The organism is Pseudotabrizicola algicola (assembly GCF_010915705.1).
Classification (GTDB): Bacteria; Pseudomonadota; Alphaproteobacteria; order Rhodobacterales; family Rhodobacteraceae; genus Pseudotabrizicola; species Pseudotabrizicola algicola.
In genome coordinates this window covers 120082-133640 of record NZ_JAAIKE010000003.1, presented here as the reverse complement: position 1 = coordinate 133640, position 13559 = coordinate 120082, and the positions used below count along the sequence as shown (strand labels likewise).

The window sequence follows — 13559 nt, the reverse complement described above, 5'->3', positions numbered from 1 at the left end:
TCGTCAACTACAGGAACAGACGGCCATCGCTGAACTGCAACACCTCGATGTTCAACAGCAGATCTATGGCATCGGCACGGCTTCCTTGACTGTGCAAAACGCTGGTGGATCCGTCCGCGTTGGCGCGCACCTCATATTCGGCCACACGACCAGAATACAGCGCCGTATCCCAGCCGCGCCCACCGTCTATGGTGTCATTGCCGGCACCACCTGTAATCCGGTCGTTGCCATCTCCTCCACTCAGATAATCGCGCCCCGCGCCGCCATCTATCGTGTCATTGCCACCATTGCCGAAGATGAAATCATCCCCCGCCAGTCCACGCAAAACGTTGTTCGCATGATCGCCGTTCAGCCGATCAGCATGGCTGGAACCGGTCAGGCTTTCGATGGAAACGTAACTATCGCCATTGGCCTGCCCGAGCGTTCCCCGCCCTGTCAGCAAATTTGCGGTGACGCCTGCAGATGCCGATGAATAGGCAACCGTGTCGCGCCCCGTCCCGCCATCATATGTATCATTGCCGCCAGAGCCGACAAACCAGTCATAATCGCCCATACCACGCAACAGGTTATCGCCTGCATCACCCGTAATCATGTCGCCAAAGATGGTGCCAGTCACATTCTCTATGTTCCGCAGCGTCCATGTCTGGCTGCCACTTGTCACGGTGCCACTGTTCATATCGATAACGACTCGTTCGGAAGCTCCGACAAAACTCGCCATGTCAACTCCGGCCATCCCGTCGATCAAATGACCGATCTCCCGCGCAGTGAGCCAGTCCCCACGGTCTCCGCCGCGCAGATCGAACGGGTTCAGCCGCAAGTCTCCGCTATTGACGTCAAGCTTGACGTTCTCGGTCCCGATCGTGATCTGCTGACTGTGCACCCCGGGCAATGAACCACCGGCAAATGTCACGGTGTAAGTGCCTGCGGGCAGGGCGAGTTGATAGCCCCCGCTGGCCCAAGTTGTGGTGGAATAGCTGCCCTGGCTTCCGGCGACCGTCACGCCAATGCCGCCCAGCCCTTCGCCTGCATCATAAAAGCGGTCGCCATCTGCGTCATCGAAGACAACGCCGACAAGCTGCTGCACGTAGTCGCGGCGCGCGCCGAAGTTCTGCGTGACGATATAGGGCCCAACACGGGTCGCCGGGTCATTTTCGCTCAGCACCCCCATACCGACTTCCTGATAATTTCGGTTCAGGATCGCATCCCGATGACCCGCCGGCTGCTGGATGCCCGTCGGCGAGTTTCCCCAGTCGATGTAAAAGCCGGCATGGGCGTAAACAGGATCTCGCGCATAAGCGAAAACATTCTCGGCCACGGCGGCGATGTTGCTGTAGCCGGCCGCCCGGATTCTCTCCAGCAGGCCAGCCTCGCCCGGAAGCCGATGCGACTGCGTGTCAAACTGGATGACGAGTGCCGAATGTGCCTCTGCCGCGACCGCAAGCGCGCCGTTCCATGCCAAAGGGGCAACCGGCGCGTAGCTGTTAAGCTGGCTGCGCAACACGCCCATATCAACCTTGAAGAAGGCCAGCGCCATGCTCACGTCGCGCGTAATGCCGACACGATTGGCTGCATCCAGAACCAGTTCATCGAACTCGCCAGCCGGATTCGCACGCGCGCGATTGGCAAGCTCAAGCAGTTCCTGTTCGAAAGCAGTAGGCGTAGGCATTCTGGTTTCCTTTCCGATCCAGAGGTTTACAGCCCCCAGATGTTCAACTCTGTATCGTCAAAGCGGAAGTATTCGACATTGACCAGACTATCGATGCCATCCGGCCCCCTGACGGTGACAGAGGTGCTTGACGTCTTGACCAGGGTATATTCGTCATGGCGTCCGGTGAAGATCGCGTAGTCGGAACCCGCGCCCCCGTCGATGACATCATTGCCGGTTCCGCCGTGGAGAAAATCGATGCCCGCTCCACCGAAAATAAGGTCATCGCCACCCAGACCCATCAGGATATTGCGTCCGGAATTGCCGGTGATCTGGTCATTATGGTTGGTGCCGACCAGATTCTCGATCTCGACATAAAGATCACGGGCTGCATCGCCAGCCGTACCGAAACCGGTTTCTTGTCCATTGACACGCGTCCCGTTTGACAGGGACGCGGCGATCCCTTCACTGGCATAGAAATAGGTCACGGTATCGTTGCCATCACCGCCGAAATAGCGCTCACGTCCGCCGCTTGATCCTACAAACCAATCATAGCCGCCAAGGCCGCGGAAATCGTTCTCTTGGCCGTCCCCCCAGAAGACATCCACAAAGCTCGTACCGGTGATGCGCTCGATTGAGATAAAGCGATGACCCGACGCCAGATTGGTGTTGTTGGCCGTGTTCGCCAGATCGACGACAACCCCGGCGACAAACGCGCCCGCAGGCGGGCGACCATTGCTGCTCAGCGGGTCAGTGCTTTCATTAGGGCCGATGTGGAGCCAATCGACATAAGATACCATATCGGCACCGGTGCCGCCGTCATAGGTATCTGCACCGGTTGTCGCGACAAACCAGTCATAATCGCCCAAACCTCGCAATTCATCGCTGTCCGCACTGCCCTTCATCCGGTCCGAGAAAACGGTGCCGGTCACCCTTTCGATATTGCTCAGTTCATAGATGTCTGGCCCCGAAGTGGTTGCACGCCCAGCAGTCAGATCAAGATCAAGCCGGTACTGGATATTCGTGCGCCCCGGTGTGTCTGGCAGGTTCACGAAACTGAGCATGTCCCGACCGCCGCCGCCGTCGATCGTATCCGACCCGGTGCCAGGAGTGATCCAGTCATTACCGCCCAACCCCGACAATCGGTCGGCAGCCGGGCTGCCGTTTATGGTCAGCCCCGGCTCGACAACGTGACTTACCGGCGGAAGTGGCTGCGCCCGGAGCAAACTTGCTTCGGCATAGGTCAAGGTCCGGTCGGTAAAAACAAAAAACTCCACATCATTGGAAACGAGGTCCGTCCCTTCGCTAGAGGTCAACTGCAGGGACGTGGCCGCTGAAACTGCATTCACCGCCGTCGAGGCAACGCCAAAGACGGCCCGATCAATTCCGTTGCCGCCGAAAATGCTGTCATTCCCGAGACCTGCCGTCAGGGTGTCATTGCCCTCGCCCCCTGACAGTCGATTGTCACCGGCATTGCCGCGAATGTCGTTGGCCAAATGGTTGCCCGACAGCGCGAGGGCCGCCGTGCCCGCATTATCGAGCGCAAACAGTCTTTCGACAAACACTGTCCCGCCCAGTGTGAAGCTGACAGTCGTCAGGATCGTATCGGTGCCTTCGTCTGCTGCCTCGACCACCCGGTCACCAAGGCTGCGAACGACATATGTATCATCCCCCAAAAAGCCCCGCAGGACATTATCCCCGCCCCGACCATCCAGACGATTGTTGCCGTTGTTTCCACGCAATTCGGTGTTGAAGTTCGAGCCTGTCAAATCGACGGCACCCGTGGACGCCTGATCGTTGACCCGTAGCATCTCGACTTCGGCAACCGCTTCCAGCGCAAAGCTCACGCTGGTGCGCACGGTGTCATAGCCACCGCCCGCTGCCTCGATCACGCGGGTCGCGGAATGGCTCACGTAATAGATATCGTCCTCCGCCCCGCCCGACATGATATCCGCAGCCCCACCGCCGAAAATCGTATCCTGACCCGCACCGCCGTAGATTACTGTCGCCGTCGCCGCTGCATAAAGCAGGTCGTTCCCGATGCCGCCATCCAGCGTGTCGCGGCCTCCACCTGCCCGCAAGACATCATCCCCTGCCTCTCCGAAGAGGGCGTCATTGCCGCTGGCATTGCCGACCAGACTGTCGTTGCCCAGCCCACCATACAGTCGATCATCTCCTGTGCCCGCGCGCAGCGTGTCATTGCCGGCTTCGCCCACCATAAGGTTGGCACCGCTACCACCGATGAGGTTGTCATGGCCTTCACCGCCCAGCAGGGTGTCGTTCCCCGCCTCGCCAAACAGGGTGTCGTTGCCCATACCGCCATAAAGCTTGTCATTGCCGTTGCCGCCCAGCAGGCTGTCGTTGCCGAGTCCCCCTTCAAGCGTATCGTGGCAGCCATAGCCAAAGAGCCGATCATCACCATCAAGCCCCGCAAGGCGATTGCCCCCATTGTTGCCCCGGATTTCATTCGCGCTGTTGTCGCCCGAAAGGTGGATCGCAGAGGTTGCGTTCTGATCGGTTGTGCTCAGAAACTCGATTTCATTATCGGCTCCGAGGTCAAGGGAAACCGAGCTGCGCACCACATCAATGCCATGCCCCGCCAGTTCCCGCACCACGCTGGCCGTGCTGTTGACCCTGTATTGATCGTCTCCGGCCCCGCCTTCCAGCGTGGACGCACCGGTTCCGCCTTCCAACGTATCGTTGCCACCTGCCCCGCGCAGTAGATCGTTCCCGTCCCCGCCATACAGCAGATCATTGCCTAGACCACCGTCGAGACGATCGTTGCCGAGGCCACCAAAGAGGGTGTCGTCGCCCCCGTCCCCTTGGAGCACGTCATCGCCATCCAACCCAAAGACAAGATCGTTGCCCGCCCGACCGAACAAGCTGTTGCGGCCATGGTTGCCACGTATCTCGTTGGCAAGATCGGTGCCCCACAGGTTGATTGCACCCGTGCCGCCCTGGTTCGTCGTGCCAATAACCTCGATATCGTTCGCTGCACCCGGATCATAGGAAACCGACGTGCGGATCGTATCGCGCCCTCCGCCCTGCCGCTCTATCACCAGATCGGTGCTTAGGCCGATCGTGTAGTCGTCGTCACCATCACCACCGACAAGCGTGTCATTTCCGCCCCCGCCATCGAGTGAATCGTTGCCTGCCGCGCCATACAGCACATCGTCGCCGTCCTCGCCAAACAAGCGGTCGTTGCCTGCATCGCCATAAAGCAGGTCATTTCCGCTGCCGCCCAGCAACGTGTCATCGGCGTCTCCGCCAAAGAGCGTATCGTTTCCGGAGTCGCCAAGGACACGATCATTGCCACCAAGTCCGCGCAGGACGTTATTGCCGGTGTTGCCACGGATCACGTTGTTTTTGGCATTTCCCGTGCCGTTGAGATCAGCCTCGCTCCAGAGCGTCAGGTCCTCGATATCCTGCCCCAATGTCCAGCTCAGATAGGACTGCACCCGGTCATGGCCGCCTTGGTCCACCCCGTTCAGACGTTCGTTCACCACATCAAGCAGGTGGTTAACGATGTAGGTATCGTTGCCCCGCCCCCCGTTCATCGTGTCGGCGCCGTAACCACCATCCAGCGTATCATCGCCGTCAAATCCGTTGAGACTCTCATTTTCCAGAAAGCCGACCGGGTCTGCCTGCAAGAAGTCATTGCCGGACGTGCCGTTCAACGGACGGGCAGTTTCGGGCGATGTCAGGGACAGATTACGGAACTGCGCCGCGAGCGCCTCGGGGGCGTTCGCGCGATAGACGCCAAACTGCGCATAGGGCCCGACGGCGTCATTGTAACCGAGCGGACCCCGGTAATCGACAATCTGCGTCCCGTCGAGAAAGACCCGCAAAAGGCCTCTGCCCCCCACCGCATCGTCGAAAACCATCTCGAAGCGGATGTTGTAGAACTTGCCTCGCGTAATCGGATTTGTGTCGAGGAACATCTGGATGTTCGGCGGAGATACCCCTGTGACCGGGTTTGGATCGGTGCGCCCCACAATCTCCAGCCGCTCTCCACGCAACTGTAGCGCAAGGGGAGGACTGGCAGCAGCATCCCTGATCGAACCATCGGGATTGGTGTCTTCGGTCTGGTGCAACTGAGCCAGCAGCAGCCAGTCGGCGGTGTTGGCCGCGCCCTGCTCCACCATGAAGTCAAAATCAAAAACGAACGCGCGGCCTTCCTGCAGCTTTTGCAGAGTCACAATCTCGCTTCGGTTCTTGCCCTGCACGCTGTCTTGTTCGGCGGCTGGACTCGTCGGGCTCCGGTAGTAGTCATTGCCTCGGACTTCAAAACGATATGTCCCATCGCCTTGCGTTGAGGCGCTCCAAGGCTGCTCGGCCGTTTTGTAAAAATAGGTGCCTTGGGTAAGAAAACTCATCAGCAGGCTCCATTTCACGCGCGCAAGGCAGAGTCCGAACAGAAAGATTCAGGGTTGTGTTCCAAGACCCTCGGGAAGATCAGGTCATGCCGGTAAGGCAATTTTTGGGCCAGATTTGCGCAGGGTCAGAAAACTTCGTTCAAATGGAACTCGGGGAAAGCCACTGGCGTCTTGCTCCCTTGCAGCGGGCGGCTTGTCGCCGATGCGTGCGGGCAAGAAAAGTAAAGATATTGTGGAAAACTCCCGATCGGCCCAGTCTCTCACAAGAAATAGACTGTCCCCTTTGGCAACCCGCCTGTAGACAGAGTGCTGACTTATCCCGACTGGAGTCCGAAGGTGGTTTTTCACAGGTTCGCAACAGTCCTGTTTCTGGGCGTTGGCACGGTTGGGCTGACCGCGTGTTCGGCACCGCGCGGGGCGGCCCTGTCCTCCGAAATCCTGAATATGAAGGACCCCGAGGCAGCAGCATTCAGCGTGGTCCCCGTGACCCGACAAAATGTCGATGCCCTGCGCAAATGGCCATCAACGGGCGGCGTCGCGGGATATCGCTGGCTTGAGGCGCGCCAAGGTCCGGTCAGCTCGGTGATCCGCCCCGGCGACCGGATCAGTCTGATGATCTGGGATAGTCAGGAAAATTCGCTGCTTGCCTCTGGTGCGCAAAAAGCGGTGCAGATGGCCGACCTGACCGTTTCGCCAAGCGGGGCCATATTCGTGCCCTACCTCGACGATGTTGTGATCAATGGTCAGACACCAGACCAAGCCCGCCGCCAGATTCAGGAAGCGCTGGCTCCGATCATTCCTTCTGCGCAAGTTCAGCTCTCGATGGAACCGGGCAGACAGAACTCGGTGGATCTCGTCAGCGGTGTCGCCAGACCCGGCACGTACCCGTTGCCGGACCGCAACTACACCATTCTCAGCCTGATCGCGCACGGCGGCGGCATCGACTCGAGATTGCGCAACCCGCTTGTCCGGCTGATCCGCGGGGGTGAGCGGTATGAGATTTCGGCTGAGCGGTTGCTGTCCAACCCGTCGCTGAACGCGGTGCTGCGCGGTGACGACAAGGTGCTGGTCGAAGAGGACCGTCGCTATTTTACCGCATTGGGTGCCACCGGTCAGCAAAGCCTGATCTACTTCGAGAAGGACGAGATTACGGCGCTCGAAACGCTGTCCATGATCGGCGGGCTTGAGGCGAGCCGTGCCGATCCGAAAGGCGTGCTGATCTTGCGCGAATACCCGTCATCTGCCCTGCGCGCCGATGGCAGCGGCCCCTCTCGCGAACAGGTGGTCTTCACTTTTGATCTGACCACAGCCGAAGGGCTGTTTGCCGCCCGATCCTTCCAGATCAACCCCAAGGATACCGTATTGGTGACCGAAGCCTCGCTCGTCTCGACCCGCAGCGTGCTTGGTCTGGTCGGCACGCTGCTTGGACTGGCAAACACGGTGTCGTCGAATTAACCCGCCCCTCTGCCGGGCGGATCTTGGTGATCTGTCCGGCAGAGGCGCCTTGGTCCGGCGCGCGCGTGCATCATCTCCGGGCGAGCATAGCCTCTCGCTGGCCCATGCCCATTGCGGCAGGGCGTCCCGCCCTCTGGAAACGACCGCTTTTTGAAGCTCGAGGCAGAATCGCACCCCGCTTGGTCTGCGCCCGAAAATCACTTCGGACATTTCCTTGAGGACGAAAGACGCGGACCGATACTTCAGAGCTGAAAAAAGGACCGGGTAAACACGTCTATGTCATGGCCCCGCATGCTTTGCGAAATCTGTTCTCGGGCCTCAGAACAATCGGATCGGTCGGCGAAGGCAATCACTTCGGGAATAGCATCGCGCATGTCCGCATGCACATAAGGGCCGAACAGGCTGCGCGCCCCGGGCCAGTCATGCACGACCGGATAGCAGCCCGCCGCCATCCCCTCCATCACGGAAGTGTGGCACCCCTCGCTGTCTGAAGAGGACAGGATGCAGCCGATCCCGCGAAACCATTCCTCCATATCAGGCCCCGCAGGGTCAAAGCGCACCGCACCGGCCAAGAGCGGATCGGACTGAACGCGGCGGAACACCTCGACAAATTTCGCACGTTCTTCCGAGTCACGGTTCCAGACCCAATCAATTTTCCAAGGCATGACCGAGCGCACCACGAGACGAAATCGGGGATCCTGCGCGCGCAGGGCAGCCAGGAAATCAAGGGCGCGGTCAAACCGCTTGTGACCAAAGGGGTTGATGCCCACCAGCCCGAGCGTAAAGCGGCTACCGGGCAATTTCTGCCGCCGCAACTGGTGCCAATCAATGTATTGCGGCCTGACATGGATACGCGCCGGATCAATGCCGAACTGCTGCACCATCAGATCCCTGAAGTGATCAGACACCACGATTAGGGCATCCACTGCGCCCCACTCCACTCGCTTGGGAAAATCGCGGAAAGCCTCGAAACGATGCAGCCGCACCACAAGTTTGGTTCCGGGGCGCTTGTTCCGGCTATGCCAAACCGCGTTCTCGCAAGCCCATTCGCAAAACACCGTATCAACGCCTGCGGGCACAGACGGCGGGTTCTCCGGCGTTGTGGTCGTGCGCCATGTTTCCTGTTCAAGACGGATAGACGCATCACCGCGCACCCGATCAAGGAATGACCGCAGAAACTTCGGGTCATGCGTGGCGAGCAACACATGCCGGCGTTGGGTCACAAGGGCGACGCCACCGCCAGCGTGCCCCCGGATAGCCGCCGCCAAGGAGCCGGCGAGGCGATCAGCCGAAAACTGCGCTGCGACCTCCGCAATCCGCGCCAGTGCGCGGCGATGCGCATGCCCCCCCTTGCTGCGCAGCATGTCGATCATGCGCGCTTCGACATCGCCCGAGACGATATCGACCAAATAGGGATAATCGTCCCCGAATAGGGCCCGGTTCAGCGCCGTATCGTTCAGGATCGGAACCACGCCTGCCGTGCAAAATTCGACGATCTTGGTCGAAATCTCGATAACGTCGTCATAGCGGGCATGGCGCAGGCACCATGCGAAATCGGCTCGTGCCATTCGGGACTTGGCCTCGGCATGCGGCACACCGGTGACCAGATCGACATTGCCAAGCCGACCCTCGGAAACATCGGTGCGAAACGCATCCATCGCGGCAAAGAACTCTGGATAACGGGTGCGCCATGTGTCTTTGCCAGCAATCAGACTGATCCGGAGGTCTGGCGCATCGGCCACGCGGCGCGCAAGATCGATCAGCCAGTCAATCCCGTAATGCAGGTCAATCTTGCCAGAATAGCAAAGCACGGTCTTGGCATGATCGCGCTCGGGCGCGGCTTCCTGCCCGTCGTGAAACACGATGGGCGGAACGACATGCACGATATGGGCAGGATAGTCGAACAAAGACTCCATTGCCCACTTTGCAGGCTCGCTCTGCACGACAAGGGGCGTGCGCGCCGCGCGGCCAAGCCGCAACCAGTCAGGTTCGGCGACAGCCAAATCGGGGATGGCGCCGGGTGCGTAACCCACAATCCTTGGCCGAAACCGGGAATCTTCCAGCAGGACGGTCAGATAATCGGCCCCTCGCACAAAATAGCGGTCAAAGGCACCCTCCGTGGCTTCCCACCGCCGCAATATGGCCGTCAGATGATCCGCAGTCAGCCGCTCGAACCCGAGCCCCGTCGTTCGCGCCATTTCGGCCGCATCGACGATGCGCAGCCGATCGGGCACCTCGGCCGCAAGGATCGGGTCGATCAACGGATGCGACAGAAGGAGTGTCACCTCCAGATCGGGCAACCGCCCCATGAGTTTGCAAACGTTCAACAACCAGATGGTCGATCCATCTATAAGGTTGAAATTCTGCTCGGCGAGAATGGCCACCTTCATGACAGGGACTCCGACACCACGGCAGGCAGGGGCACCTCGGGCAGAACTTCCTCCATCACATTCGCGACCGTGCGAAACAGAGGCGCCTCGGAACGATGGACAGGTCCGATCACCTGCAAACGCCACCCACGTGACATCGCAATCCGAACCGCGTCCATGATCTGTCGGTTCAGGCGCATATCATCGATGGACCATAGCCCCGCCCATTCATCGGCCTCGTGCCCTTTCGCCGATTTCAACCCGGCCCAGTCGATCACGAAACGCCCGGGTTCTGCTGTCGCCAGGACATCGAGCAGGTTGCTGCGGGTCAGACGGGTGACGGAAGCCATCTCTACCTTCCGTTCGGGGCCGATACGCGCCTCGGTCACACCCCCGAGTTGCCCCCGCAGTCCGACAGCGGGCAAAATGCCAAGATCAAAACGGTCTTGAAGTGGTGACGGCATGCTTGCCTCGCCGGAAGCCGAGGCAGACATCGCAAGGCCCGCAAACATCCGCTCGTTGCGGCTGCGCTCTGCCTCTGCGACATCCTCAAGATGCCTCAGCACGGGGCGTAACCGATCCGCCCATGTCAAACCGGAACCCGGTCCAGGCATCGCCAAGGGCTGTCCCTCTGTAAGGGCCCGATGCACCAGCGTGGCAAGCGCAGGAACGTCACCTTCAGGGAAAAGCGTTCCGCGGATTTCGGCGGCGATCTCGGCCAATGGCGGCAGATCTGTCATGAATACCGGCAGGCCGTAGGACGCGGCTGTGTAGGGTTTGATCGGTGGCACCAGTTCTGTCACTGGCGTCCGGCGACGCGGCATCACCAAGGCATCACACAGCACATAATAGCTGCCGATCACATCTTCGGGCTGCTGGGGGACAAAATGCACGTGATCGGCGATACCAAGGCGCGCCGCTCGGGCACGCAACGCCTTTTCTGCGGGGCCGGGCCCCGTCCCGATCAACCCCTTGGGCGCATCGGAACCGACGACCAAAGCATCCACATCCAGCGCCTGCAACGCCGGACCACCCCGCCGCAAAAGCGCCACAAGATCAACCAGGGTCTCAACGCCTTCATAGGCGGAAAGCGAACCGATATAGCCCAGAAGATGGGCAGAATGGCACCCGATGCTGGCACGGCCAAGTGTTGAATCGATCCTGCCCGGCGACGAAAGACCGTTTGGCACCAGATGAACACGCCCTTTAGGAATACCGCGACGAACGAGTTCGTCACGCATAGGCCCGTTCAGGGTGAACACGGCACGCGCCGCAAGTGCGATCTCTGTTTCCAGCCGCGCCGCATCGTCGGCATTGCCGTGCGCCTCTCCCATTTCCCAGAAGCCACGCTGTTCATAGAAAAACGTGGCCCCCATACGTCCGGCCGCCCTGCGGGCTGGCTCTGCTGTTTCCCAGTTCGAGGCAGCCAGCACCGCCGCAGGACGAAAAGCATAGAACGCCTCGGTCAGGACATCCGACATGGCGCGCAGACGCGCCGAAGGTTTGGCACCCGGAATCGCGCGTAAAGGCAGACAGACATAGCGTATCCCATCGATGCGGCGTTCGATGTCCACCTGCGTGGAGGATGAAAAGCCTTCAATGTCCCAAGGCCGGCCGGGCCGGGTGAACACAATGACCTCACGACCCGCCGCGGCCAGCGCCCGTGCCATCGCATGCGTGCGCACCGCATAACCGTTCGACGACCAAGGGCGCGCATGGCTCACGACATAGGCAACGCGGCGAGGGAGGCGCCAAGGCCGCGCAACGTCTTTCTGGCGATCCATCATGCCTGACCCTCTGGCATCAAAGGATGGATAGAGCGTTTCTCATCCCATCCGGCGATCATGTAATGAACCAGCGGATTCAACCCGGCTGCTTTCACATCCGGGTAAAGGCGCATGTAATGCCGCGTAGAAAAGCCAGGACCGGGGTCACGCTCTTCGGCGGCTCCGAAACGCAGGAAATGCAGTGCCGGATCTGCCCCTGCCGCTTTCACGTCGGGATAGGTTTCCAGATACCACCGGGCATCGAAAAGACCACTCTGCCGAACAATCCGCAGATGCCAAAACCGGGCAATCGGCGGCAAAAGCCGCATGAGCAGACGCAGGATCAGGGCTGGACGGGCCGGACGGACAAAAGGCTGCGGCCGCATCCCCTGCAGACGGATCACCTCCTGCTCTGCACCTTTCAGAGCGACGAACTGGGCTTCGCTACGGCGCTGCATCTCCAGCAAGGCCGCAGGAATACCGTCAACGGCAGCACTGGCGGCAGAAGGCTTTGGCTCGGGGCTTTTCACGGGTGTTCCTGCGACGTGTCACAAAGAAAAGGGGGGTCTAGCCAGTGACTTTACCGATGGGTGCATGGGGGCGATCGGCCTTGAAGTAAAGGAGTTTTGCGTGAGGTCCGGCAGTCCGGCGGAATCGGACCAAACTTGCCTGGCGCATGTCATTTCAGCCCCACCACGTCGATCAGCCGCGACGCCGCAGGCAGTGATGCCCGAAGCCCGGCAAATGCATCATGCCGAACAAGCACGCAGACAACGTCGGCCGCGCTCAATGCGGCATCCAGATCGACCAACTGCACTGGCAGCCCGTCGAAAGATTTGGGCAAGGCATCGATATGCGGCTCTACCGCAAGAACCTTGCAGCCCAGCGCCCCGAAGGCGCGGGTGATCTCCAGCGCGGGACTTTCGCGCAGATCATCGATGTTGGGTTTGAAGGCGAGCCCAAGGCAGGCCACTGTCATATCAGACAGGCTGCGCGAAGGGTTGGCGGCCAATGCGTCAAAAAGTGCTGCCTTTCCCTTTTCAAGCACCCAGTCGGGCTTGCTGTCATTGCGTTCGCGCGCGGCGCGGATCAACCGCGCCTCTTCGGGGGCAGAGGCCACGATGAACCAGGGGTCCACAGCGATGCAATGCCCGCCAACGCCAGCACCCGGTTGCAGGATGTTCACGCGCGGGTGCCGGTTTGCCAGCTGGATGAGTTCCCACACATCTATGCCAAGTCTGTCGCAAATCATCGACAACTCGTTTGCAAAGGCGATCTGCCCGTCGCGCGATGCGTTTTCGGTCAACTTGCACATCTCGGCGGTGCGGGCATCGGTGATGATGCATTCGCCCCGCACCACCATCTTGTAAAGGCTGACTGCCATCTCCGATGCGCGCCGCGTCATACCGCCGATGATCCGATCATTTTCCACCAGCTCGCGCACCACCTGACCGGGCAGCACCCGTTCCGGACAATGGGCAATCTGGACATCCGCGGCCTCTGCTGCCGTTTGTGGAAAGGTGAGATCGGGACGCAATTCTGCCAGCCAATCCGCCATCTGCTCGGTCGCCCCCACCGGCGATGTGCTTTCAAGGATCACCAGATTACCCCGCTCGAGCACTGGCGCGATCTTCTCGCAGGCCGATCGAATATAACTCAGGTCCGGCTGATAACCTTCCGAGAATGGCGTCGGCACCGCCACGATAAACGCTTGCGCCGGTTCCGGCGTCAGTGTCGCGCGCAATCTGCCTGCGCTGACAGCCATGTGAACAATGCCCGCAAGCTCCGGCTCCACGATATGGATCTGCCCTGCGTTGATCGTCTCGACGACGGCGGGCGAAACATCGACACCGATCACGTTTACGCCGCGCGAGGCGAAAACAGCCGCCGTCGGCAGACCGATGTAACCAAGGCCCACCATCGAAATCGTCTTGAACATCTGTAAAAA

7 protein-coding genes are annotated in these 13559 nt (G+C 60.2%); 1 reads left to right on the top strand and 6 read right to left on the bottom strand.

Going from position 1 to position 13559, the window contains the following annotated elements; all coding sequences use genetic code 11:
• Positions 1-7: 7 nt before the first annotated feature.
• Entirely contained in the window at positions 8-1666 is a 1659-nt protein-coding gene (locus G3572_RS10340; protein WP_164611483.1) for a CAP domain-containing protein, read from the bottom strand.
• Positions 1667-1692: 26 nt separating this feature from the next.
• Entirely contained in the window at positions 1693-6021 is a 4329-nt protein-coding gene (locus G3572_RS10335) for a heparin lyase I family protein (protein ID WP_164611481.1), read from the bottom strand.
• A 336-nt stretch (positions 6022-6357) separates the two neighbouring features.
• Between G3572_RS10335 and G3572_RS10330 the strand changes: the two genes are divergently transcribed.
• Positions 6358-7476 (top strand): polysaccharide biosynthesis/export family protein, encoded by a 1119-nt coding sequence (locus G3572_RS10330; protein ID WP_354004016.1) that lies wholly within the window; start codon positions 6358-6360, stop codon positions 7474-7476.
• 242 nt (positions 7477-7718) lie between these two features.
• Here G3572_RS10330 and G3572_RS10325 read toward each other — a convergent pair whose 3' ends face one another.
• From G3572_RS10325 to wecC, 4 genes are all read right to left on the bottom strand, one after another.
• Positions 7719-9866 (bottom strand): glycosyltransferase, encoded by a 2148-nt coding sequence (locus G3572_RS10325; RefSeq protein WP_164611479.1) that lies wholly within the window; start codon positions 9864-9866, stop codon positions 7719-7721.
• The gene (locus tag G3572_RS10320; protein ID WP_164611477.1) at positions 9863-11632 is read right to left on the bottom strand and encodes a glycosyltransferase; all 1770 of its coding nucleotides are present in this window, start codon (positions 11630-11632) and stop codon (positions 9863-9865) included. Before G3572_RS10320 ends, G3572_RS10325 begins: the two co-directional genes overlap by 4 nt.
• Entirely contained in the window at positions 11629-12078 is a 450-nt protein-coding gene (locus G3572_RS10315; protein ID WP_164611475.1) for a hypothetical protein, read from the bottom strand. Before G3572_RS10315 ends, G3572_RS10320 begins: the two co-directional genes overlap by 4 nt.
• Positions 12079-12290: 212 nt before the next feature.
• Positions 12291-13550 (bottom strand): UDP-N-acetyl-D-mannosamine dehydrogenase, encoded by a 1260-nt coding sequence (gene wecC / locus G3572_RS10310; RefSeq protein WP_164611473.1) that lies wholly within the window; start codon positions 13548-13550, stop codon positions 12291-12293.
• Between the last annotated feature and the right edge of the window lie 9 nt (positions 13551-13559).